Annotated in this window: 20 protein-coding genes; 6 read left to right on the forward strand and 14 right to left on the reverse strand. The window is 54.2% G+C overall.

Annotation, left to right across the window (positions count from 1 at the left end; all coding sequences use genetic code 11):
* Positions 1 to 33 precede the first annotated feature (33 nt).
* A complete protein-coding gene (locus BL249_RS15225; protein ID WP_342633902.1) occupies positions 34 to 1,239 on the reverse strand; it encodes an MFS transporter in 1,206 nt (401 codons plus the stop codon).
* A 288-nt stretch (positions 1,240 to 1,527) separates the two neighbouring features.
* Positions 1,528 to 2,712, reverse strand: coding sequence for an NAD(P)/FAD-dependent oxidoreductase (locus BL249_RS15230; RefSeq protein ID WP_099705864.1), 1,185 nt, complete (start codon positions 2,710 to 2,712; stop codon positions 1,528 to 1,530).
* Positions 2,713 to 2,950: 238 nt separating this feature from the next.
* Here BL249_RS15230 and pitA point away from each other — a divergent pair, with 238 nt between their 5' ends.
* Positions 2,951 to 4,450, forward strand: a complete 1,500-nt coding sequence (gene pitA, locus BL249_RS15235) for an inorganic phosphate transporter PitA (protein WP_099705865.1) — start codon at positions 2,951 to 2,953, stop codon at positions 4,448 to 4,450.
* Between the two features lie 40 nt (positions 4,451 to 4,490).
* Here pitA and uspB read toward each other — a convergent pair whose 3' ends face one another.
* Positions 4,491 to 4,826 carry a universal stress protein UspB gene (gene uspB / locus BL249_RS15240; protein ID WP_099705866.1) on the reverse strand — a complete coding sequence of 112 codons (336 nt, stop codon included), beginning with the start codon at positions 4,824 to 4,826 and terminating at the stop codon, positions 4,491 to 4,493.
* Positions 4,827 to 5,273: 447 nt separating this feature from the next.
* On the opposite strand from uspB, the gene uspA reads away from it, so the two are divergent.
* Positions 5,274 to 5,711: a universal stress protein UspA gene (gene uspA / locus BL249_RS15245; protein ID WP_099705867.1), complete on the forward strand. Its 438-nt coding sequence runs from the start codon at positions 5,274 to 5,276 to the stop codon at positions 5,709 to 5,711.
* A 41-nt stretch (positions 5,712 to 5,752) separates the two neighbouring features.
* Here uspA and rsmJ read toward each other — a convergent pair whose 3' ends face one another.
* On the reverse strand, positions 5,753 to 6,505 hold the full coding sequence (gene rsmJ / locus BL249_RS15250) for a 16S rRNA (guanine(1516)-N(2))-methyltransferase RsmJ (RefSeq protein WP_099705868.1): 753 nt from the start codon (positions 6,503 to 6,505) through the stop codon (positions 5,753 to 5,755).
* Positions 6,502 to 8,556, reverse strand: a complete 2,055-nt coding sequence (gene prlC, locus BL249_RS15255) for an oligopeptidase A (RefSeq protein ID WP_099705897.1) — start codon at positions 8,554 to 8,556, stop codon at positions 6,502 to 6,504. Before prlC ends, rsmJ begins: the two co-directional genes overlap by 4 nt.
* Positions 8,557 to 8,794: 238 nt before the next feature.
* Between prlC and BL249_RS15260 the strand changes: the two genes are divergently transcribed.
* Positions 8,795 to 9,637, forward strand: coding sequence for a 23S rRNA (adenine(2030)-N(6))-methyltransferase RlmJ (locus BL249_RS15260; protein WP_099705898.1), 843 nt, complete (start codon positions 8,795 to 8,797; stop codon positions 9,635 to 9,637).
* Here BL249_RS15260 and rnz read toward each other — a convergent pair whose 3' ends face one another.
* Complete coding sequence (rnz, locus tag BL249_RS15265) at positions 9,638 to 10,549, reverse strand: ribonuclease Z (protein WP_099705869.1); 912 nt, start codon at positions 10,547 to 10,549, stop codon at positions 9,638 to 9,640.
* A 288-nt stretch (positions 10,550 to 10,837) separates the two neighbouring features.
* Here rnz and gorA point away from each other — a divergent pair, with 288 nt between their 5' ends.
* On the forward strand, positions 10,838 to 12,190 hold the full coding sequence (gorA, locus tag BL249_RS15270) for a glutathione-disulfide reductase (RefSeq protein WP_099705870.1): 1,353 nt from the start codon (positions 10,838 to 10,840) through the stop codon (positions 12,188 to 12,190).
* A 133-nt stretch (positions 12,191 to 12,323) separates the two neighbouring features.
* Here the strand turns inward: gorA and BL249_RS15275 are convergent, their stop codons facing one another.
* The 6 genes from BL249_RS15275 to BL249_RS15300 all read right to left on the reverse strand — a co-directional run bounded on the left by BL249_RS15275 (position 12,324) and on the right by BL249_RS15300 (position 17,837).
* Positions 12,324 to 12,959 carry a carbonic anhydrase gene (locus BL249_RS15275; RefSeq protein WP_099705871.1) on the reverse strand — a complete coding sequence of 212 codons (636 nt, stop codon included), beginning with the start codon at positions 12,957 to 12,959 and terminating at the stop codon, positions 12,324 to 12,326.
* 150 nt (positions 12,960 to 13,109) lie between these two features.
* The gene (locus BL249_RS15280; protein ID WP_099705872.1) at positions 13,110 to 14,066 is read right to left on the reverse strand and encodes a DMT family transporter; all 957 of its coding nucleotides are present in this window, start codon (positions 14,064 to 14,066) and stop codon (positions 13,110 to 13,112) included.
* A gap of 66 nt (positions 14,067 to 14,132) precedes the next feature.
* Positions 14,133 to 14,741: an NUDIX hydrolase gene (locus BL249_RS15285; protein WP_099705873.1), complete on the reverse strand. Its 609-nt coding sequence runs from the start codon at positions 14,739 to 14,741 to the stop codon at positions 14,133 to 14,135.
* 183 nt (positions 14,742 to 14,924) lie between these two features.
* The gene (locus BL249_RS15290; protein WP_099705874.1) at positions 14,925 to 15,821 is read right to left on the reverse strand and encodes an alpha/beta hydrolase; all 897 of its coding nucleotides are present in this window, start codon (positions 15,819 to 15,821) and stop codon (positions 14,925 to 14,927) included.
* A gap of 173 nt (positions 15,822 to 15,994) precedes the next feature.
* A complete protein-coding gene (locus tag BL249_RS15295; RefSeq protein ID WP_099705875.1) occupies positions 15,995 to 17,215 on the reverse strand; it encodes an NAD(P)/FAD-dependent oxidoreductase in 1,221 nt (406 codons plus the stop codon).
* Between the two features lie 61 nt (positions 17,216 to 17,276).
* Entirely contained in the window at positions 17,277 to 17,837 is a 561-nt protein-coding gene (locus tag BL249_RS15300; protein ID WP_099705876.1) for a GNAT family N-acetyltransferase, read from the reverse strand.
* Positions 17,838 to 18,137: 300 nt separating this feature from the next.
* Between BL249_RS15300 and BL249_RS15305 the strand changes: the two genes are divergently transcribed.
* Positions 18,138 to 19,265: a GNAT family N-acetyltransferase gene (locus tag BL249_RS15305; protein ID WP_099705877.1), complete on the forward strand. Its 1,128-nt coding sequence runs from the start codon at positions 18,138 to 18,140 to the stop codon at positions 19,263 to 19,265.
* A gap of 37 nt (positions 19,266 to 19,302) precedes the next feature.
* Here the strand turns inward: BL249_RS15305 and BL249_RS15310 are convergent, their stop codons facing one another.
* Positions 19,303 to 21,135, reverse strand: a complete 1,833-nt coding sequence (locus tag BL249_RS15310) for an ABC transporter ATP-binding protein (RefSeq protein WP_099705878.1) — start codon at positions 21,133 to 21,135, stop codon at positions 19,303 to 19,305.
* A 519-nt stretch (positions 21,136 to 21,654) separates the two neighbouring features.
* Between BL249_RS15310 and BL249_RS15315 the strand changes: the two genes are divergently transcribed.
* Complete coding sequence (locus BL249_RS15315; RefSeq protein WP_099705879.1) at positions 21,655 to 22,254, forward strand: alpha/beta hydrolase; 600 nt, start codon at positions 21,655 to 21,657, stop codon at positions 22,252 to 22,254.
* Positions 22,255 to 22,256: 2 nt separating this feature from the next.
* Here BL249_RS15315 and kdpD read toward each other — a convergent pair whose 3' ends face one another.
* Complete coding sequence (gene kdpD, locus BL249_RS15320) at positions 22,257 to 24,926, reverse strand: two-component system sensor histidine kinase KdpD (protein WP_099705880.1); 2,670 nt, start codon at positions 24,924 to 24,926, stop codon at positions 22,257 to 22,259.
* Positions 24,927 to 24,948: the final 22 nt, after the last annotated feature.

Consider the following 24,948-nt stretch of genomic DNA (forward strand, 5'->3'; position numbering starts at 1 on the left):
ACAGACACAGGCTGATTTCAACAACGACAATAATCATTTTTCAACGATGCTTTTTTGCCCGGAATGCCCATTGTCCCGATCGTCCTGGTAGCGAAGTTTCAGCCCCGCGAGGGCAATCAGTCCAAAGCTGACCGCCAGCAAGGTAAAGGCCACATACAGATTACTGTAATGCGCAATCCAGCCCAGTAATGCCGGTCCACCCAAAACGCCGAAATAACCCAGTGTTGTCACCATAGCAACCGACATGTTCACCGGCAGACTTTTATCCTGGCCTGCCAGGGTTACCAGTACCGGGACGATATTCGCCGCACCAATGCCAATCACCGCAAAACCACAAAGCGACAACAGCCAGCCTGGTGCCAGCACAACCAGCAGGTAACCCGCCATCGCCAGGATTCCGCCGCCAACCAGTACCGCTTTGCGTCCCAGTCGCTGGACCACAAAATCGCCACTAAAACGCAGCAGTGACATCGCCACCGAGAATACCGCAAAACCCCAGCCGGCATTGCGTACGTCAAGGCCGCGTTCGGTCGTCATAAAAATGCCGCTCCAGTCAATCACAGCCCCTTCAGCCAAAAAAGAGAGCATCGTCATCAATGCCAGTAAGATCAGGGTTAATCCGGGCCGGAAACCGCTGCGCGTTGGGGTGGTAGCCGTATCATGATTACCCACTTTCAGCAATCCGGGAGCCAGCAGCAGCAGGACCAGCGCCGTGATGATAATCGCAACCAGCGTGCCGGCCAGCGGCGAAAAACCGGCGCTAAACAACAGTGCGCTGCCGGCCGAACCGGCGACCCCGCCGATACTCCACAGGCAGTGAAAACCGGACATCAGCGGCCGACCGGACATTTGTTCAACCATAGCCGCCTGCACGTTCATCGCCACGTCGGTCAGCCCCATACCCATGCCGAAAATAAACAGCGCGCAGCCCAATAGCCACAGGGTATTTGCCGTCGCCAGTACTGGCAGTAATAAGCAGAACAGCGCGCTGGCGGCCAGGATTACCGCCCGGCAGCCAAAGCGTCCAATCAGCGGTCCGGAGCCGGACATGGAAACCAGCGACCCGGCGCCAAGACAAAGCAGTAACCCCCCCAGCTGATGCGCTTCTGCACCAGTACGCTGCTGAACAAAAGGCACCAGTGCTGCCCACAGACCAATAGTCATACCGGCAATAAAAAAGATGGCTCGCGTGGCTAGCGGAGCGGATATTTTTCTTTGGCCCGGGAATACCTTACTCAAGGTACTGCCTCCGAAAGCGGATCGCTGATTAAAATGTTTTCATTAAGCTGACGTTATCATCACTGATCAACCGTCTTCAACAGACGAAGTGAAAATCAGCCACAGTGCCAATAATGCTGGCAAAAACGCGGTCAGGAGCGTGCAATCAAGCCACAAAGATAATCATCATACAGCACTAAACGGGGTCTCAACTGCGGCAAATGACGCTTGCCAATCAGGGTCTGACCGTCGCCACTGAATCACGGCGCAAAGTCGCGACCCGCGCCGCAGGCAAGACAAAAAGGGGGGTCACAACGCCTGCGCACAAGCCCAGGCGGAACTCCATGCCCATTGGAAATTGTAGCCACCCAGCCAGCCAGTCACATCAACCACCTCACCAATAAAATAGAGCCCTGGCACATTCAGAGCTTCCATTGTTCGGGAAGACAGAGCATGTGTATCCACGCCGCCAAGCGTGACCTCCGCGGTGCGATACCCTTCTGTACCATTGGGCTGAATTCGCCACTGATGCAACCTTTCCGTCAGCGCGGCCTGCTGCTTGCTGTTGAGTTGTTTCAGGCTGACATCCGGCACTATCTCCAGCTGTTGCAGTACATCCACCAGCCGCTTCGGCAGCACTCTGGCCAGACAGTTTTTCAGGCTGAGATTACGCTGCGTCTGACGATCCTGATTAATCAGTTCAGCCAGCGAATGATGTGGGCAGAGATCGATACTGATATGTTCGCCCGGCTGCCAGTAACTGGAAAGCTGTAAAACCGCAGGTCCGGAAAGACCGCGATGGGTGAAAAGCAACGCTTCGTTAAAAAGCGTGCCGTCTGCAGCAGTCAGGCGCACCGGTAACGAAACGCCGGAGAGTACTTGCAGCTGATCCAGTAACGGTTTGTGCAGCGTAAAAGGTACCAGCGCCGCGCGCGTCGCCAGCACCTTCAGCCCGAACTGCTCCGCCAGACGGTAACCAAACGGCGAAGCACCAAGCCCGGGCATCGACAGGCCGCCGGTGGCGACGACCAGTTTGGGCGCACAGACCTGGTCGTTACTCAGCGTCAGCACAAAGCCTTGTGTGGTCTTCTCAACCTGTTGAATGTCACTACGCAGACGCATTGTCACCTGTCCGGCGGCACACTCACTCAACAACAGATCGACAATCTGCTGTGCGGAGTCGTCACAAAACAGCTGCCCTTCGGTTTTTTCATGCCAGGCAATCTGGTAACGGTTTACCAGCGCGATAAAATCCCACTGGGTGTAACGCGCCAGCGCCGATTTGCAAAAGTGGGGATTAGCCGAGAGATAGGCGGCAGGATGAGCATGCAAATTGGTAAAATTACATCGACCACCACCAGACATCAGGATTTTACGTCCGGCTTTTTTACCATTATCAAGCAGCAGAACACGTAAGCCTTTTTGCCCGGCCTGTGCCGCACAAAACAGACCGGCGGCGCCCGCGCCGATAACAATAACATCAAACTTCTGCACGCAATTTCAGTCCTGCTGGAAAAGAGGCTGATTGTAAGGGGTTCTTAATCCTGTTTCCAGTTGTGATGATATCACCAGGTCTTGCACGAAATAATATTCTGTTTAATAACCACTTTATGCCGTTTTAACGGTATAAATATCAAGAATGACAAAAAAATAAGTCCACATTTTCCTTTCACAAGCTGCCGTTGTAGCCGATAATGCGCCGCGTTCATGTCCTCCAAATTGGCTTAACGTTATGCTGCATCTTTTTGCTGGTCTTGATTTTCATACTGGCCTGTTGCTGGTACTTGCCTTACTTTTTGTGCTTTTTTATGAAGCAATAAATGGCTTTCATGACACGGCGAATGCCGTGGCGACCGTCATTTACACCCGGGCGATGCGTGCCCGCCTGGCCGTAGGCATGGCCGGGCTGTTTAACTTTTTCGGTGTCCTGCTCGGCGGTCTCAGCGTGGCTTATGCCATTGTGCACATGCTGCCGATTGATCTGCTGCTGAATGTCGGTTCAGCGCAGGGACTGGCAATGGTGTTTTCACTCTTGCTGGCGGCGATAATCTGGAACCTTAGCACCTGGTATCTCGGCTTGCCAGCCTCCAGTTCTCATACCCTGATTGGCTCGATTATTGGTATTGGTCTCACCAACGCCATTGTGAATCACACCTCGGTGATTGATGCACTGAATATCCCCAAAATGATCGAGATATTCCTGGCATTGCTGATTTCCCCCCTGGTAGGTTTGGCGCTGGCGGGCCTGATTATTTTTCTGCTACGTCGCTACTGGAGCGGAACTAAAAAGCGCGCACGCATTCACATGACGCCGGCAGATCGCGAAAGAATTGACGGGAAAAAGAAACCACCTTTCTGGACCCGTATTGCGCTTATTGTTTCTGCTATCGGCGTCAGCTATTCACACGGCGCTAATGACGGACAAAAGGGAATCGGTCTGATCATGCTGGTACTGATTGGCGTCGCGCCGGCAGGCTTTGTGCTGAATATGAACGCTTCCGGTTACGACCTGATCCGAACCCGAGATGCCGTTATCCATTTACAACAGTTTTATCAGCAGAACGATCGGGTGCTCAATCAGCTGGTCGCGCTGACTCCGCCGGCGGTACCAACGCCGGAAGAAGCCACCAATGGTCCGCAGAGTTTTCATTGTAAAACGGCCAGCGCAATGCACTCTCTGGATCGGGCGCAGCAACTGCTGACCGATCTGAAAAGCCTCAATCAACTGACGGTCGATCAGCGCAGCCAGATGCGCCGTATTATGATGTGCATCTCAGACGCTGCCGATAAAACGGCCAGTCTGCCGGGCGTTGATTCCAGTGACGCACGCTACCTGAAAAAACTGAAAGGCGATCTGCTCAGTACCGTCGAATATGCGCCGGTGTGGATTATTATCGCCGTCGCCCTGGCACTCTCACTGGGTACCCTTATCGGCTGGCGTCGTGTGGCAACCACCATCGGCGAAAAAATTGGTAAAAACGGCATGACCTATGCCCAGGGAATGTCGGCGCAGATGACCTCTGCCCTGTCAATTGGCATCGCCAGCTATACCGGTATGCCGGTTTCCACCACCCACGTGCTTTCCTCTTCCGTTGCCGGCACCATGCTGGTTGATGGCGGTGGCATACAGAGTAAAACGGTAAAAAACATTCTGCTGGCCTGGATACTGACCCTGCCCGCCTGTATTGTCCTTTCTGGCGTACTTTACTGGCTGACACTCAAGCTGGTGTAAATACCGGCCGGGCGCCCCAGCCCGGCCCTGTTTTGCTCCACTAATGCCAGATAGCCAGCGCGATTGCGCTGACCGCGATTAGTCCGCAAAGCGCGCTGGTGAGCATAAACTGGCCACGCACCCGTTCACAGCGCCGGATAAACTCTTCATCATGATGATCGCGATAGCGCTGTAACCAGATATAACGCACCAGCCGAACTTGCTTACCCGGCTGGCCATGTGCAGTAAAAAAGCCGGCACCATCCACGTACTGGTAAAGCAGCGGATCGCAGCCGCGCAATACGAAAAGCAATGCCCGTAAAGAAGAGAAGTAACGCGCCATATTCACCAGACAAACCACACACAAAGCCCAAAACAGTGCGATAGTGCTGATCATATCTCCCTCCTGACTAAAAACCGCTAAGACAGGTGCAGCGTACTCACGCCGGACAGGCTCAGCAGATGTCGCCCATTATCCGATGCCCAAATATTGTTGTTGCTACAGAAGAGAAAGGCGCTTGTAGTAACAAGCGTCACTAATAGTGTAGGAGATCTGAACTAAAACTTTCCATCTATGTTTTTATTGTTATATTGCGGTATAAAAAAATGCCGTTAATAGCGATAAAAAAGTGAAACAATGCGCTGTGACACAGTGCACAACAGCGTGTCGGACTATAATAGTGCACATTAAAACGATTATCATACCGGACAGTTATCCCACCGGCCGGTAATAAGGAAGTTGAAGCATTGCGCCTCTTTTTTATCTGCTTTTAGCAAGTTAAGGCGCAACCGAGGATTAACCATTCGCGACCGATCCCGCGTGTCTTATGGAAGGAGTTTTATCATGGCTTACAAACACATCCTGATAGCAGTAGATCTTTCTCCCGAAAGTAAAGTGTTGGTGGAAAAAGCGATCTCTATCGCGCAGCCTCACAATGCTAAAGTTTCGCTTATTCATGTTGACGTTAATTATTCCGATCTCTATACCGGTCTGATCGACGTTAACCTTGGCGATATGCAACAACGTCTTTCCGAAGAAACCCAGAATGCCCTGAGCGAGCTTTCCACTGGGGCCGGCTACCCTATCAGCGAAACCCTGAGCGGTAGCGGTGATTTAGGTCAGGTACTGGTTGATGCTATCAGAAAATACGGCGCCGACCTTGTGGTCTGCGGCCATCATCAGGACTTCTGGAGCAAGCTGATGTCATCAGCACGCCAGCTGATCAATACCGTACATGTCGATATGCTGATCGTTCCGCTGCGTGATGAAGAAGAAGAGTAACCTGATGTCACCCCCATAGCGTGCGCTGTGGGGGACTGCCGTTATGCCCCCAGGGGCGGATAGATATCAAAGCGATGGCTTTTGGTGACAATTGCCGAACGGGTTACCACATCCGCCAGTGGCGGTGCGTAATCCGGCCGTTTCACCACGACTCTTTTTGTCGCCAGCTGGCGCGCAGGCATCAGCAAACCATCCGCATCCGTATCAGCACCCACCAGGGCCTGAAACACCCGCATCTCTTTCTTTACCAAAGCACTTTTCTGCCGATGCGGATACATTGGATCAAGATAAACCACTTCCGGGCGCGGGTGCAGATCGCTGAGCGCCGTCAGGCTCGATCCATACAACAGCGTCAACCGCTGGCGCAGCCAGCCACCAATTTCAGCATCCTGATAACCACGTTGTAAACCATCGTCCAGCAGCGCTGCAACCACCGGATGACGCTCCAGCATGCGGACCCGGCAGCCCACAGCGGCCAGCACAAAGGCATCCCGACCCAGCCCGGCGGTTGCATCGACAACATCCGGCAGAAAGTGGCCTTTCACCCCCACCGCTTTCGCCACCGCTTCCCCTCGCCCGCCGCCAAAACGGCGACGATGCGCCAACGCCCCGGCGACAAAATCAACGCGAATCCCCCCCAGCCGGGGTTCATCCTGTTTACGCAACTCAAGACCCTGGTGAGTCATCACCAGTGACATCCGCTGAGTCATATCCTGCTCCAGCCCCCAGCGGGCAGCCAATACAGACAGGGCGCCGTCTCCGGCGCCCGTTTCATCCATCAGGCAGATTTTCACGCCGCAGACGTTTCCTGAATACCATAATGCTTGAGCATTGCATCCAGCTTCGGTTTACGACCACGGAAACGTTTAAACAACGTCATCGGTTCTTCAGAACCACCACGGGTCAGAATGCTGTCGAGGAAAGCCTGGCCGGTTGTCCGGTTGAATATGCCTTCTTCTTCAAAACGTGACCAGGCATCGGCTGCCAGCACATCAGCCCACAGATAACTGTAATAACCCGCGGCATAACCGCCGGCAAAAATATGGCTGAACGCATGCGGGAAACGGCCCCAGGAAGGCGTCGGCACCACGGCAACCTGCTTTTTAATTTGCGCCAGCGTTTCAAGAATGCGTGCGCCACTGGCCGGATTAAATTCAGCATGCAGGCGGAAATCAAACAAACCGAATTCCAGCTGACGCAAAATAAACAGTGCCGCCTGGTAGTTTTTGGCCGCCAGCATTTTATCCAGCAGTGATTTCGGCAGCGGCTCACCCGTTTCATAGTGGCCTGAAATGAATGCCAGCGCGTCAGGCTGCCAGCACCAGTTTTCCATAAACTGGCTCGGCAACTCCACGGCATCCCAGGGAACGCCGTTAATACCGGAAACCCCAGGGACATCAATCTGCGTCAGCATATGATGCAGTCCGTGACCAAACTCATGAAACAGAGTAGTCACTTCATCATGGGTAAACAGCGCCGGTTTACCGCTAACCGGACGATTAAAATTGCAGGTCAGATAAGCAACCGGTTTTTGCAACGAACCGTCGGCCATGCGCATCTGGCCAACGCAGTCATCCATCCAGGCCCCGCCGCGCTTATTCTCACGGGCATAGAGGTCAAGGTAAAAACTACCGCGCAGCGTACCCGTTTCGTCAAACAAATCGAAAAAGCGCACGTCCGGATGATAAACATCCACATCTTTACGCTCTTTGGCATGGATGCCATAAATGCGTTTCACCACCTCAAACAAACCATTAACTACCCGCGCTTCAGGGAAATAAGGGCGCAGCTGCTCGTCACTGATGGTATAAAGATGCTGTTTTTGTTTTTCACCATAATAGGTCAGATCCCAGGGTTGCAGCTCATCAACCGCAAACTGTTTTTGCGCAAAAGCCCGCAGCTGTGCCAGTTCCTTTTCTGCCTGTGGACGAGCTCGTTTCGCCAGATCGCCAAGGAAGTCGAGCACCTGAGACGGGCTCTCCGCCATTTTTGTCGCCAGGGATTTGTCGGCATAAGAATCGAAACCCAGCAGCTGCGCCAGTTCATGACGCAACGCCAGCTCTTCTGCCATCACCTCACTGTTATCCCATTTACCTGCATTCGGCCCCTGGTCGGAAGCCCGGGTGGAATAAGCGCGATACATCTCTTCACGCAGTGCGGCGTTATCACAATAGGTCATTACCGGCAGATAGCTGGGGATATCGAGTGTCAGCAGCCAGCCTTGCTGGCCTTTTTCTTCTGCCTGGGCGCTGGCCGCCGCCAGCGCGCTTTCTGGCAAGCCTGCCAGTTCACTCTGGTCAACAATCAGCTTGCTCCAGCCCATGGTCGCATCCAGCACGTTATTACTGTATTTCGACCCCAGTTCGGACAGACGGGCGGCGATTTCCCCATAACGCTTTTGTTTGTCTTTTGAAAGGCCGATTCCGGAAAGTTCAAAATCGCGCAGCGCGTTATCCACCGCTTTTTTTTGCCCCAGACTCAGCGACGCATAACCACCGTTCTCTTTCAGATTACGGTATGCCTGGTAAAGACCGGCATGCTGCCCCACCCAGGTGCCATATTCTGACAGCAGCGGCAGCGCCTGCTCGTAGGCCTCACGCAGCTCAGGACTGTTTTTCACGGCGTTAAGGTGGCTCACCGGTGAAAATAACCGGCTTAAGCGATCGTCAGCTTCCGCCAGCGGTTGTACCAGATTATCCCAGTTCCAGGGCGCCCCTTGTGCCACCACCTTTTCAACAGTGGCACGGCAGTCGTCGAGCGCCTGCCTGACGGCAGGCACCACGTGCTCAGGTTTAATCGCGGAAAAAGGTGGAAGAGTAAAATGACTGAGAAGTGGATTCGTCATAGCGCGGTCCTTTTTATCGTGTATGGAGGCAGCGTTACTGCGCGCAATAAGCAGTAACATGGGGCTAAACGAGACAGAAATCAATGCCTGTTGCTGCGGGCAGGGCATTTCGGCTGCTAACAGGTTATACTGCCAGCAGTCTTGTCGCTGACTCAGACCAATGTCCTCCTGCAGGAGGGTATTGTTATCAACGGATCACCGCGGCATCCATGTTTTCCCATCGGATAAATCGTCAGACATGCTTAGCTACCGCCACAGTTTTCACGCCGGCAACCACGCCGATGTTCTTAAGCACACCGTTCAGAGCCTGATCATTGAAGGGCTGAAAGAGAAAGAAAAACCGTTCCTGTATCTTGATACTCACGCAGGGGCCGGGCGCTATCAGCTCAGCGGTGAACATGCCGGACGCACCGGAGAATATCTCGACGGCATTGCCCGCATCTGGCAACAGGACGATCTGCCAGACCTGCTTAAACCTTATATTGGTGCGGTACGTGCTTTCAACCAGGGCCGCGATCTGCGCTTTTATCCCGGTTCACCGCTGATTGCCCGCCACCTGCTGCGTGCTGAAGATACGCTGCACCTGACGGAACTGCATCCCAGTGATTTCCCGCTGCTACGCAACGAATTTCAGAAAGAACCTCGCGCCCGGCTGGCACGCGCTGACGGTTATCAGCAACTGAAAGCGCGGCTACCGCCTCCGTCGCGTCGCGGAGTGATTTTAATCGACCCGCCCTATGAGCTAAAAAGCGATTATCAGGCAGTGGTGAGTGGTATTCAGGAAGGTCACAAACGTTTTGCGACCGGGGTATTCGCTCTCTGGTATCCGGTGGTGCTGCGTCAGCAGGTGAAAAAAATGCTTAACCAGTTGCAGGCCAGCGGCATTCGCCGCATTTTACAAATTGAACTGGCGGTCCGACCGGACAGCGACCAGCGGGGGATGACCGCCTCCGGGATGCTGGTGGTTAATCCCCCCTGGCGGCTGGAACAGCAGATGAAATCACTGCTTCCCTGGCTGCATGAAAAACTGGTGCCTGCCGGTACCGGTCACACTCACGTCAGCTGGCTGGTAGCGGAATAATCACACGCTGAACAACGCGAAGTCGTGCGCCATCTCGGTTGCCGGGAAAATAGCCCGGCACTCTGCCAGCAGACGCGGACAGGCGTCCCGCTGATAACGTGAACTCAGGTGGGTAATAATCAGCCGCCGCACCGCCGCCTGTTGTGCTACCCTCGCGGCCTGCACCGTGGACGAATGGCCACGCCCATTTGCCTTCTCCTCCATGGCCGCTTCCAGCGTCGCTTCATGCACGATTAAATCGGCATCTTTTGCCAGCAATAACGACGCAGCGTTAGGCGAGGTATCGCCAAAAATCACCAGCGTTTTGCCTTTTCTTCCAAGCAACAGATAATCCTTGCCGTTAATCACCCTTCCATCGGCCAGGCTAATCTGGCGACCTTGTTTAAGATCATAAAACCACGGGCCGCGTGGTACCCCCGCCGCGGCCAGCCTGATGTCATCCAGTGCCCCTGGCTTATCTTTTTCTTCAATACGGTAGCCATAACATTCAACAGGATGATTCATTTCGGCGGCCATGACCCGAAAACGCTCATCCTCGCATACCACCCCGGCGCTGATTTCAATAATTTCCATCGGAAAGGAGACCCAGGAACCACTAAGAGAAAGCGTGGTTTCCACAAAGCGCCGGAGACCGGCCGGACCGTACAATGTTAAGGGTCCGCTACCCTCACTCATTGATCGACTGGTCAGCAAACCAGGCAGGCCAAAAATATGATCGCCGTGTAAATGTGTAATAAAGATCTTTTCGATCCGCCCCGCTTTGATCGTGGTACGCAGGATCTGATGCTGTGTGCCTTCACCACAATCAAACAGCCAGCTGACGGCATGGTCAGTCAGGTTGAGTGCAATACTGGTGACGTTACGTTCGCGACTGGGCATCCCTGCGCCGGTGCCAAGAAATTGAAGTTGCATGCCTTACCTCAGGTTGCTGTCTGCGTTGAGTGTAACGCGTTTAGCCACTTGCGCCACGCAGCCGGTAGCGAGAAATGCCGCTGGCCTTTCCCTATTGCAATCATTGGTGCAAACTTTATGGGATCGCCAGCCCAGGCGTTACACTAGAGGCTATTTTATCAGGCGGTATTGCCGCAGGCGACGGTTCAGCCAGGGCAGTATATCGTGGCGAGCCTGCCTGATTACCGCGAAAAATAGCCTGATGCGCTGGCTCTCAGGCCAACCTAATTCACCGGACGGAATGCTTTAATGACCAGACATTATGATTATCTCGCCATTGGTGGCGGTAGCGGCGGAATCGCCTCGGTAAACCGTGCCGCCATGTACGGACAGAAATGTGCGCTGATTGAAGCAAAATACCTTGGCGGAACCTGTGTCAACGTTGGCTGCGTGCCAAAAAAAGTGATGTGGCATGCCGCGCAAATTGCCGAGGCAATTCATCATTACGGGCCAGACTACGGCTTTGATACCACCATCAATCAGTTTAACTGGAAGACGCTGATTAAAAACCGCAGCGCCTATATTGACCGCATTCACCACTCTTATGACAATGTGCTGGGCAAAAATAACGTAGAAGTGATTCACGGTTTCGCACGCTTTGTTGATGCACATACCGTTGAGGTTAACGGCGAACAGATTACCGCAGACCATATTCTTATCGCTACCGGAGGACGGCCCGTCCTGCCTGCTATTCCTGGCGCAGAATATGGCATTAATTCCGATGGTTTTTTTGCGCTTGAAGCCCTGCCAAAACGCTCAGCGGTAGTCGGTGCCGGCTATATTGCGGTTGAAATAGCCGGCGTGCTGAACGCTCTGGGGTCTGACACCCACCTGTTCGTGCGCAAACACGCCCCACTTCGCAGCTTTGATCCCTTGCTGGCGGAAACCCTGGTGGAAGTAATGAAAGCGGACGGCCTGACGCTGCATACCCACGCGATACCACAATCGGTGAGCAAAAACGCCGATGGCAGCCTGACCCTGACGCTGGAGAATGGTCAGCAACAAACCGTGGATTGCCTGATTTGGGCCATTGGTCGCCAGCCCGCAACCGACAACCTGAATCTGGAGGCGGCCGGCGTGCTACGTGATGAAAAAGGCTACATCCCGGTGGATAAATTCCAGAACACCAACGTCGCCGGTATTTATGCGGTAGGGGATAACACCGGCCATGTAGAACTGACCCCGGTTGCGGTGGCGGCTGGACGGCGCCTTTCCGAACGGCTGTTTAACAATAAACCCGACGAACATCTGGATTACAGTAACATTCCCACCGTGGTATTCAGCCATCCGCCCATCGGTACCGTGGGCCTGACGGAAGCCCAGGCTCGCGAGCAATACGGCGAGCAGAATATCAAAGTGTATCAGTCCGCCTTTACCGCCATGTACACAGCGGTAACCCAGCACCGTCAGCCGTGCCGTATGAAGCTGGTCTGTGCCGGCAAGGAAGAAAAGATTGTCGGTATTCACGGCATTGGTTATGGTATGGACGAAATGCTGCAGGGCTTTGCGGTCGCCCTAAAAATGGGTGCCACCAAGCAGGATTTTGATAACACCGTCGCTATCCATCCGACCGGTGCAGAAGAATTTGTTACTATGCGCTGATCGCCCTGCTGAGATGAAAAAAACCGGCTGCCAGACCGGTTTTACTCTGCTCACCGCCGGCCAGCACCGATGACAACAGCAGATTTTCTGTCATCGGCCTTCGTCAACCTGATACCGCGCGGCTACAACAGGCTTATTCGAAAAAAGTTTCCGGATTTTCTGACAGCAAAACAAAGCGCTCAGATTTATGTTCCAGCGCCTGAATAACACCGCTTTCAATATCATACACCCAGCCATGCAGCCGGATAGCGCCATTACGCAGGGCGACGGCTACCGACGGGTGCGTGCGAATATTATACAGCTGGGCAATGACGTTCTCCTGCACCATGGCATTAACTTTATCTTCTTCGCTGGCGTAGTGTTTTTCTTCAATCACTGATTTTGCCGCATCGGCATAGCGCAGCCAGTGCGAAACCGCGGGCATATTGTCAAGACACTGACAGGTCGCCACCGCCTTCATTGCCCCACAGTTTGAATGGCCACAGATGATAATGTCGCTGACTCCCAGCGCCAGAACCGCATATTCTATTGTGGCAGAAACCCCACCGGGTTCCGGTCCGAATGAAGGCACAATGTTGCCAGCATTACGAATAACAAACAGCTGGCCTGGCTCCTGCTGTGTCACCAGCTCCGGCACCAGACGGCTGTCAGAACAGGATATAAACAATGCCTTTGGACTCTGGCTGGAAGCAAGACCTTTAAATAGCTCACGTCTTTCAGGAAACACGTTTTCCTGAAAACTCAGGAATCCCTTAACGATGTCTTTCATTTCCACCTCTAAGTTAATAAAATTGCAGGCAAAGTTACTCAAAAGTATAAGCAGCGATCACCAGACTGTTAAGATAATTCTGCCATCTTTTCCGCTGATGATCCTTTTGGCGGCGACTGCTGACAGTATCTATGCCGCTGGCCGCACAGGTTAACTGACGTTGACCACCACCGGCTGCGGTTTAATTCGCATGGCCGCAATCACCCCGGCCATCAGACAAACAATACCGCAAAACGTCAGTAACGGCGGCCAGCTCTGACGCCAGAGAAAAGTCCACAGCAGGCCAAATAAAATTTCAAACACAATCAGCGGTCCGACAATAACTGTCGGCAAGCGCTGACAGGCAGTATTCCAGCACATCGCGCCCAGCCACGAACACAGCAAGCCGATAGCGAGCATCAGGCTAAGAAAAATCGCCGGCCGCGGGCCTAAAGGCAGCGGAAACGCTGGCTGTGTAATCATCAGCTGCAGGCAGGCCAGCCCCCAGGCCAACAGTGCCAGCGGCAGCGTCATCAGCCCCTGTGCAGTCGCCCATGTTGATGGCCGCGCCCCGGGGTGAACACGCAGCCAGCGGGCATTGCGTAACGGATACCAGGTCCAGCACACTACGGCCAGCAATGCCAGCACAATACCGGTCAGGTAACGCAGCAAATCCATCTGCCCCTGACGCGCATCAAGTTCAGCAAGGTTAACACACAGCAAACCCGCCAGGATCAGCAGCAGTGCCGGTAACAGACGATGCCAGGCAAGACGTCCTTCCAGATGTCCGTAAAAAAAATTGGCGCTAATAGAAATCACCACCGGTAGCGTACCAATTAGCATAGTGGAAACCGGCGCCCCGGTGCGCTGAATGGCACTGGCCAGAAACCCATAATAGAGCAGATTGCCTACCAGACTCAGTTTCAGCGCCTCCAGCCAGTCGCCAGCCGTCAGTTGCCGTAACCGCTGGCGATCGTGCCATGCCAGCGGCAGGGCGATCAGCCCGAAGGCGACATAGCGTCCGGCAGACTGCATGATGCCAGGATAATCGGGTACTATCAGCGGACCGACAAAAATCAGGCCCCACAAACATCCGGCCGCCAGTGCAAACAATACGCCCGCAAACATCCTCTCTCCTTATTAATCTACTATCCTGTCCCTTGTGGAAAAATAACGGCAAATCTTAAAACCGTCTCAATCACACCAGGGTTCACCACCCTCAAGCGCAATGCGCAAGCTGGTTTCAATTTGCAACGGCACAATACGCGTCAGCGACAGCGGCGGCAGGTTATCAGGTGCAAAGAAACCAATATCCAGCGATTCATGGCTAATGGCCAGTTCGCCACCCTGCTCCTCGCAGAGGAAAATAAGCTTATAGATATGAAACGGATGGGGCGGGTGCCCATGCTGATTACGATCCCATACGCCGAGCAGGCGTGTAGCCCGCACCTCCAGCCCCGTCTCTTCACGCACTTCACGTTCGGCGGCTTGTCTTGGTGCATCGCCTACGTCCACCCAGCCGCCGGGTAAACTCCAGCCGCCGTCTTCCGCTTCACGCACCATTAACAGCTTGCCATCGCGAAGAATCAGACCCCGGCTATCCACCTTCGGAGTGGCATATCCCTGCTGCTGGCTGAAGCTTGCCTCTAGCTGATCGGGGGTTGCAGAAAAATGCTCTGCCATCAGTTGTGCGGCTAACGCCCGAAGCTGCTGATAGCGTTCAATATCAAACTTATCCTGGCTAAAGGTCAGACCGGACTGGGCCAGCGCCTGAAGCTTCTGTGCTAAGGCTATCGGATTCATTGGCTTACCTCCTGGCGATAATGCAATGCCTTAGAGAATAACAGCTCAATGGTATGATAAGGCGGTTAGCCTGAAAAATAGCGACCAGCAGAACCGGAGGGTATTGGGCAACGCGCCGGAGCAGTGCAACGGCAAGTAAAGCATCCCTGCAATTTCAGCATAATCTGAAGAAGCCGCGCGCCTTCAGATATGGCTGTGCAGCCATGAAGCGTAAGCTTCATCCCAGATTGCGGCCGCCGTCCCGGCTTTGCCAAGGCCAAAACCATGGCCGCCACGGGTAATTTTGATCAGCTGTACCGGGACTTTTTGTTTCCGGCAGGCATCCTGCATGATTAGCAGGTTATGAGGATTAGCAATATTGTCGTCATCTGCCTGGGCGAGAAACGTCGGCGGGAAATAGGAAGTGACATAATTTTGTACCGACCAGCGGGCTTCATCGGCAGGTGAAGCGTTATCGCCTAACAGCATGCGATGCGTATTAGTATGCGTATAAGGCTGTTCCAGCGTCACCACCGCATAAATCAGCCCGATGGTATCGGCCACCGGAACAATCTGATCAAGATTATCCATGGGTGGATAAGAAGCAAAATCTGGTCTGGCCGCTGCCATACCCAGCAGGTGGCCGCCGGCAGAAAATCCCAGCAGATGGACTTTGCGTTCCATTGAGCGTACCAGCCGGATGGCGCGCTGTGCGTCCTGCAATGGTGCATAACTGCCGGCCTGCCAGCCCTCCTGAGGCAAGCGGTAGCTCAGGACATAGGCGGTATAGCCCAGCTTATTCAACCAGCTGGCCACTGGCCATGCCTCGCCAGCCATACCAATCCAGCGATAACCACCGCCAGCAGCAATCAGCACCGCTTCCCCGTTGGAATTCTCCGGCTGAAAACGTTGCAAGGCAGGACTGGCAATATTAGACCAGGAGCCATTAAACGAAATGTTGACCTTGCCTGAGGGGCCACCGCCGCCAGGCGGCCGATCGGGCCATAACGCTATTCTGTCTTCGGTTGCCATCAACTTACCTGCGTTGATTGATAATATGAAAGCACCGGCTCCCTGCAATAACCGGCGTCGACTAAGCATTCTGCATTCCCATCGTGATGTTTCCCGGATGCGATCTGTGCCGCTTAAGGGTAAATAGCGCAAACTGCCACGCCAGTGAGTACGTTGAGTCAGAGGTTTATTGTCAGGCAACGACGCGGCTGCCGGCAATACCACTATAGCATCTGCCTGCAGCCACTTAGCAGCGGCCGTTGCTAACGTTTGGGCTTACTGTAAGTAAACCATTCCACGCCCTGTAAAAGCCCTTTCCAGTAAAACCAGGGTAAAAAGCGTGTCTTGAGAAACCACCCCAACCAGTGTGGCTTTAAGGGATTGAGAGGAAACGTTGGCAGCAAACGGCCATTATAGCCGAATTCGGCCAAAACCACCTTACCGCGCGCCACCGACAAAGGACAGGAGCTGTAACCATCATAGTTCGCCGTCAGCGACTGCTGACGTAAAAAATGCAGCACATTGCGCGCCACAATAACTATCTGCTTACGCGCGGCCGCTGCGGTTTTTGAATTAGGGCTGGAAACCACATCACCCAGGGCGAATACCGAAGGAAAGCGCTTGTGCTGCAATGTTTTTTCATCCACCTCACACCAGCCCCCTTCATTGCCGAGGCCACTGCTGGCAATAAACGCCGGCGGCAGCTGGGGGGGAACCACATGCAACATATCGAAGGATTTCTGCACCTGCACGCGCACGCCTTCCGGCCCGGTCAGTTCAAACCAGGCCTGATGATTTGCACCGTCAACTTTCACCAGATTACAGCCATAGTTGATGCGGACATGATAGCGTGCCATCCAGCGTTCTAATTCCGGGATAAAAGCACTCACGCTGAACAACTGCTGACCAGCCAGACAAAATTCGCTCTGAATGTGCTCAAGACGCTGCTGCTTTTGCCAGTAGTCGCAGGCCAGATAAAGTGCTTTCTGTGGGGCGCCAGCACATTTAATTGGCACCGGCGGCTGGGTGAAAAGTGCGTTACCCTGTTGCAATTGCTGCACCAGTTGCCAGGTATAAGGCGCCAGGTCGTAACGGTAATTGGAGGTGACACCATTTTTGCCCAGCGTCTCTGTCAGACCGTCAATTTTTTCCCAGTGCAACGTCAGGCCACAGCATATCAGCAAGACATCGTATGTCAGCGTCTGGCCCTGCAGGGTATGCACCTGCTGACTTTCTGCATCAACTTTGCTAACGCGATCCTGGCACCAACAGACCCCTTCAGGAATCAGCTCACGCAGCGGACGTCGGGTTTTTAGCTGGTCATATTCCCCGGCGCCTACCAGTGTCCAGCCCGGCTGATAGTAGTGATATTCCTGTGGTTCGATCAATGTTATCGTCAGCTGCTGGCGTCTTTTTCTTAAGCTGGCAATCACTCCGAGGCCCGCTGTTCCGCCGCCAATTACCACAATATGCTGCTGCGCCATCACACTATCCCTTATTTCATGCTGTTTTACTGGCAATCAGGCCCACGATATTCAGCAATGATTACGCAACCGGTCCTCCACCTGACTCATAGGTTTGCACCCGCCACTCTTCATGACGAAGGCGAAACAGCAGGCTGACAGGCGCCCCGGGTACATCGTCAATTTGCCCGCACACTTTGAGACCGACTTTCTGCAATACCCGCTGTGAGGCCAGATGGTTCTGACGCACCGTTGCCGCCACTTCCGGCATATTAAGCTGATGAAAACTGTGGTGCAGTATAACCCGGGCAAACTCTGTCGCCAGCCCTTGTCCCCAGGCATAGCGGGCAAACCGATAACCGAGATTATTCATTGTTTCAGTGGCTATCTTACGCCTGGCAATGCCACCAAAGCCAAGCGTTTTATCCGGCTGCTGGCGTAACGAAATTGCCCAGTTGCCAAATCCGTGCTGTCGCCAGTGTGCCAGCCAGCCACTCAGGACCAAATCGGCATGCTCCCTGTCGGGAAAAGGGCCAGCTGGATTAAACTGGTTAGTCGCCGGGTCACCGTAGATAGCGAACAGTGATTCGCTGTCTTCCGGGCTGACCGGCCGCAGGCAAAGTCGTTCGGTGTACAGTCTCATCCCAATAATAACCCATTTGTTAAGGGGTGTTGATTAACGGTGATAAAATTCTATAGTAATGCAATAACTATCCGGCAAATATAACGGCTTAGGTTTATTCTCGCTCAGCAGGCAGGCAGCGATACAGAGCAGAATTGCATAATGTGAACTCCGTCAAACGTTTTTACCTGTTGCCGTTTTGATATTGGTAACATTGGTGCTGGCCTAAGGCCAATTCAGTTTGGTTATAGCTGATGCACAGGCAAAGACCGGGCGCAGGACAACCTTCAGGGGAACACGCCCCATCTACCGGAGCCTGACATGTCGCTCACCCCGCTAAATGCGATAAACGCTATTCCGGCCGCCAGCTGGGATGCCCTGCTGACCGACAATCAACCTTTTGTCCGTCACGCTTTCCTGAGTGCGCTGGAAGAAAGTGGCTGTGTCAGGCATGAAACCGGCTGGCAACCACAGCATTTAATCTGGCAGGAACAGGGAAAGATTCTGGCCGCCATGCCGGGCTATCGGAAATACCACTCGCGCGGCGAATATATTTTTGACCACGCCTGGGCAGATGCCAGCCAGCGCGCAGGTCTGCCGTACTATCCTAAATGGCTCAGCGCCATCCCCTTCAGTCCGGTGAGCGGTGCACGCGTACTGGGGGACAATTTTGCGGCACATCAGCTGCTTGACCGGTTGCCGGATTGGCTCAACGAGAACGGCCTGTATAGCGGTCATATAAACTTTAGCGATGCGCCAGCGGACCGACTACTGGCACCACAGCAAAACTGGCTGCAGCGTTATGGCTGCCAGTATCACTGGTACAACCTTCGCTACCGCGATTTCAATGATTTTCTCGATACGCTCATGTCACGTAAGCGTAAAAATATGCGTAAAGAGCGCCAGGCAGTCCGCGATCAGGGCTTTGATTTTGTCTGGTATCAGGGGAACGAACTGACCGGACAGCAGTGGGATTTTGTCTATCAGTGTTATGCCAACACTTATGCCGTGCGCGGTCAGCGTCCTTATCTCAACCGGCTGTTTTTCAGCTTACTCGCTGAAAGCATGCCCGCCGCTATTCGTGTGGTCATCGCCCAACGGCAGAGCCTGCCGGTGGCCATGGCGTTCAGCCTGGTGGATGACCATACGTTCTATGGTCGTTACTGGGGTTGTCTGGCTGAATTTGACCACCTGCACTTTGAAACCTGTTTTTATCAGGATATGGATTACATGATAACCCACGGACTTAGCCGTTTTGACGCAGGTGCTCAGGGGGAGCATAAGCTGGTACGCGGCTTTCTGCCGGTGGTGACCCATTCGTGGCATTTACTGCAGCATGCCGGTTTGCACGCTGCGGTCGCTGATTACCTGCAGCAGGAGCGACCCGCCGTGCAAGCCTGGGCCGACCAGGCGCGCCAGGCTTTACCTTATCATCGCCAGGCGGGCTGACGGCAGGCGCACTCGCCTATCCTGGCCGCGCCTGCCGTCAGATCTCCCCGACAAAACCGCCGGTCTGATGCCGCCATAAACGGGCATACAAGCCATTTTTTTCCAGCAGCTGCTGATGGTTACCCATTTCAACAATTTTCCCTTTCTGCAGCACCACCAGTCGATCCATTTTGGCAATGGTTGACAGGCGGTGAGCAATGGCGATAACCGTTTTTCCTTGCATCAGATCTTCCAGACTTTCCTGGATCGCCGCTTCTACTTCCGAGTCCAGCGCCGACGTGGCTTCGTCCATAACCAGAATCGGCGCATCTTTTAGTAACACCCGGGCAATAGCAATACGCTGGCGCTGACCACCGGATAATTTCACCCCGCGTTCACCGGCATGGGCATCCAGACCACTGCGCCCCTGTTCGTCGCACAGCAGGGGAATGAATTCATCAGCCCGTGCCCGCCTGATAGCCTGATCCAGCGCGTCAACAGAGGCGTCCGGGCGACCATAGAGTAAATTGTCGCGAATCGAACGATGCAGTAAAGAGGTATCCTGAGTGATCATCCCTATTTGCGCGCGCAGGCTTTCCTGACTCACCTGCGCAATATCCTGGCCATCAATCTCAATCGTGCCACCGTTAAGATCATAAAGACGCAATAACAGGTTAACCAGGGTTGATTTGCCGGCCCCTGAGGGGCCAATCAGCCCGATTTTTTCCCCTGGCTGAATCGTCAGATTAAGCCCTTCAATCACCGGCCGGGTGCCGCCATAATTAAACTGCACGTGAGTAAAGCGAATTTCACCGCGCGCCACCTGGAGCGGTTTCGCCTGGGGTTGGTCGGAAACTTTCACCGGCTGGGCGATGGTTTTCAGCCCATCCTGGACCATACCGATATCTTCAAAAATGCCGTTTACCACCCACATAATCCAGCCGGACATATTAACAATGCCAATCACCAGACTGGTCGCCAGCGCTATGGCACCCACGCTAATCAGCGACTGGGTCCAGAGCCATAATGCCAGCCCGGTGGTGGAGACAATCAGGCAACCATTAAGCGTAGTAATCGTGACATCCATGCCGCTAATCATGCGTCCGGCACGGCGCGATTTGTCGGTCTGCTCTTCAATGGCCTCACGGGCATAGTGCTTTTCCAGCGTACCATGAGCAAAAAGCTTCAGCGTGGTGATATTAGTGTAACCGTCAACAATGGTCCCCATCAGTCTGGAATGTGCCTCAGACGAGGCGACCGATCGGGCTTTCACCCGCGGCACGAAATACCACATGCACAGGACATAGCCAGTAATCCACAGAATCAACGGCAGCATCAGCCGCCAGTCGGCCTGGGCAAACAACACCAGAGTGGTGACGGCATAAATCAGCACATGCCAGAGCGCGTCAACCGTCTGAACAACGGAATCGCGTAACGCATTACCCGTTTGCATAATGCGTTGCGCTATACGGCCGGCAAAGTCACCCTGAAAGAAACTCAGGCTCTGACGCAGGACGTAATTGTGATTTTGCCAGCGGATCAGGCTGGTCATACCGGGGCCGATGGTCTGATGCACCAGCAAATCATGGATACCAATAAAAACAGGCCGCAGCAGCAGCGCCACTACCGCCATCCACACCAGTTCACCAGCATGGTCGCGAAACAACGCCTGCGCTGGCGTGGCGTTAACCAGATCGATAATACGGCTCAGATAACTGAACAACGCCACCTCGATCAGCGCAGCAATCAGACCGACCACCAGCAATATGGCAAAACTTGGCCAGACCTGGCGCAGATAATAATAATAGAATGCCCAAACCCGGTTGGGAGGCATCCCATCCGGCGCATCCCTGAAGACATTAATCAGACGTTCAAAACGTTGAGATAACATGATTTAAGTTCTCATTTTTTCCATGAATCCAGCCAGGCTTAGTGCAAAATATTGCAGACAGGCAATGAGGAGGAATCTCTGTTGCCATTGTCAACTAACCCGCCCTGATTTGGAAATAATCATTTTTCGCCATCAGCAGACTAAGACAACAGGACTATTCCCGGCGAGCCAGCAGGTATAGGATACAAAAACCAACTGCTGAGGCGTAATAACGCACAGGCCCCTGAAATAATGTCGCCTGCTGACAGGCAATGGCGCAAACCATGAGCGGCATATTTTACAAGGATTTACCCGGAGTGCCGGCAACGCGTGGGTACTGTGCCATGGCCTAAAAAGTGTTGCTGGCCTGCGCCCTGCGGGATAACCGCTGGGAAACCAACAGCATCACACCGCTGTTCAAGCCGCTAAAGCTGATAAACCGCGCGCTACAACGACGGACAATCGCACATAAACCTTACGCAGTCAGTCGTTGAGCACGCACAATACTTACCTGTTTTCTGATGGCCAATGAGGAAAGTTATGGCAGGCGGATTAGCGATTCTTATGCACGGTTTTGGCAGTAACGGGGACGACCTGGCCGGACTTGCTGCGCGTTGGGCACCCGATCTGCCGGACGTGCGGTTTTCCAGTCCAAACGCCGCCGAACGTTCTCCCCACCGCGCGGGCTATCAATGGTTTGCCCTTGAAGGGATTACGGACGAAACGCGTCCGCACCGCGTGGCACAAGCACGCGCCGGTTTTGATCGCATCATGACGCGTGTGCTGCAACAGCAACAAATGACAGATCAACTGGATAAAGTCGTACTGGTTGGCTTCTCTCAGGGCGCAATTATGGTGCTTGATGCCGTGGTGTCAGGTCGCTGGCCGGTAGCCGGCGTCGTGGCGTTTTCCGGTCGTCTGGCTTCACCGGCACCACTGCAACCGGCAATAGCACCGCTGCTGCTCATTCACGGCATGATTGACCCGGTTATTCCTTTTAGCGAAAGTGAAAAGGCAGCCAGACAGCTACGTGAAGCCGGCTATCCGGTGATAACCCAGTTTGAGCCGTCAACCGGTCACACCATTTCTGCTGCCGGCGCACGGGCGACGGCGGGGTTTATTGCCGAACGACTAAGCTGATTCTATGGCAGAGCCGGCGGTGCTTCCAGCGGCAGCGTGAAGGTAAAACAGGCGCCCCCTTGTGGACGGTTACTGGCACTGATATTGCCGCCATGAATATCTATGATGGCCTGGCAAATTGCCAGGCCCAATCCCACTCCGGGTACGGCAGATTCTTTGCTACCGCGGGCGAATTTTTCGAAAATATTCCGCTCCTGTCCGGCAGGGATACCTGGTCCGGTATCCCAGACGCTGATAGCCAGAGTATGCTTTTCCGTCCGCCGTGCAGTAATACCAAGGCGTGCTGTGTCACCGCCATATTTCAGGGCATTTTCCAGCAGATTAGCAAAAACCCGCTCTATCAGCGCACCGTCAACGTGTAACAGCAACATTTCTGAGGGAACATCAAGCTCGACCCGCCGGTTTCCCAGTAATGGCGCCAGATTTTGCAATGCGCTGCCAATCAGTTCATCCAGAGCCATCCACTCAGCATTCAGGCTCAATCCCCCCGATTGTATCCGTGCCATGTCCAGCAAATTATTCACCAGCCGGACCGTGTTCAGCGTCTGCTGACGAATCTGACTGGCCTGGGCGGCATGTTTTGACCCTTCGTTAGCTAAATCCAGCGTCAGAATCTCGGCCTGACTAAACAGCACCGTCAGCGGGGTACGCAGATCGTGAGAGAGCGCTGACAGTAGCGCGTTGCGCAGCTGTTCCCGTTCGGCTGCCAGCCGGGCAATCTCTTCACGCTGTGCTAGCTGCAAGCGCTCCAGTGCATTAGCAACCAGTACGGTGAAGGTATTCACCAGCCGCTGTTGCTCGGGGATCATCAGCTGGCGCAAATTACTGGGTTCAATAATCAGCAATCCATAAGTCTGCTGCGCGGTTTTCAGCGGCAACATCTGATAAGGCACGCCGGGCAAGGTATCGGTCCCGGCACCGGCAGGCAGCCCTTTATCAATACTCCAGCGAGCGATAGCCAGGTCAGGTAACACGTTAAGATGCTTCTCACCGACCATAGTCAGGACGCCCTGTTCATCACTCAGCAGCAGTTCACTGCGAGCGCCAAGCGTATTGTTAACGGTGCGCTGACAGCTTTTGGCAATATCCTGCGGTGACAGCGCGCCGCCAAGTGATTGCGCCAGCTCATAGAGTTGATGCGCACGCTGCTCGCGGTAGCGTGCCACCCGCGCCTGATAGCGTACACCGGCGGTCAGATTGCCCACCAGCGTACCCACCGTCAGCATCACCCCAAACGTCACCAGGTACTGCATGTCTGATATTGCCAGCGTGCCCGCCGGGGAGACAAACGTGATATCAAACGCAATAATGCTGAGCAGTACCGCCACTACCGATGGCCAGCGGCCATAGCGCAACGCCACAATCACCACGCCGAGCAGATAAATCATCACCAGATTGACCGGATCAACGTTCGGCAGTAACCAGCGGCAGATAATTGTAATCAGCAAGCACAATAGCAACGCCGCAGTACAGCCTTGTATCTGGCGTCGCCATTTTTCAGCAGAAGAAGAACGTCCGTCGCTGGTCGACCCGGCACGACTGTGCGGTACATCATCCAGCCCCACCACCAGCAAATCGAGATCGGGACCGGATTTACCAAGCCGCCGCAGAATACGCTCACGTCGCCAGCGCTGTTTTCCCGCAGAACGGCCAATCACAATCTTGCCCAGATCATGCTCCCGGGCATAGCGCAAGATTGCGGCGGTTTCGCTGGGATCGGACAGCGTCGCCGTTTCGGCACCCATCTCTCTTGCCAGCTGTAAAGTGCGTAATACCGCGCGCCGGCGCGCTTCAGAAATGCCATGCAAACGCGGGGTTTCCACATAAATGGCATGCCAGTTACTGCCCAGTTTTGCCGCCAGACGCGCGGCAATACGCACCAGTTTTTCACTGCCGTTGTTATCGCCGATACACAGCAGAATGGCATCGCGGGTATGCCAGACCTTGTCGCGGCCATGACCGTCACGCCACAGCCGCATCTGGTTGTCTACCCGGTCAGCGGTCCGGCGCAGCGCCAGCTCGCGCAGGGCATAAAGGTTACCTTTACGAAAAAAATTTTCGATGGCGCGTTCGGCCCGATCGCCGACGTAAACCTTTCCCTCTTTCAGGCGTTGCAGCAGGTCATCCGGCGGTAGATCGACCAGTACCACATCGTCGGCGGAATCAAAAAAAGGATCGGGAACCGTTTCCCGCACCCGGATACCGGTCACGCCACTGACGACATCATTCAGGCTTTCCAGATGCTGAACATTCACCGTGGTCATCACGTCAATACCCGCCGCCAGCAGCTCATCCACATCCTGCCAGCGCTTAGGATGACGCGATCCTGGCGCATTGCTGTGGGCCAGTTCATCAATCAGAATCACTGCCGGATGCCGGGCCAGCGCGGCATCAAGATCAAACTCACTATGATTGTGACGTGCAGCATGCCGGCGCGCGAGCAGCGTCAGGCCATCGAGCAGCGCTGCGGTCTCTTTACGACCGTGGGTTTCCACGACGCCCACCAGCACATCCAACCCCTGTGCTCGCAGCCGCTGAGCCTCCTGTAACATCGCCCAGGTTTTTCCGACGCCGGCGCTGGCACCAAAAAAGATTTTTAATCGCCCACGCAGGTTTTCCTCTGCATGTTTTAACAATGCGTCCGGGTCGGGGCGAATCGTATCGTCATTCATTGCGGCCCTGCCTGAGAAACAG

The organism is Erwinia sp. OLFS4 (genome assembly GCF_002752165.1).
Classification (GTDB): Bacteria; Pseudomonadota; Gammaproteobacteria; order Enterobacterales; family Enterobacteriaceae; genus Izhakiella.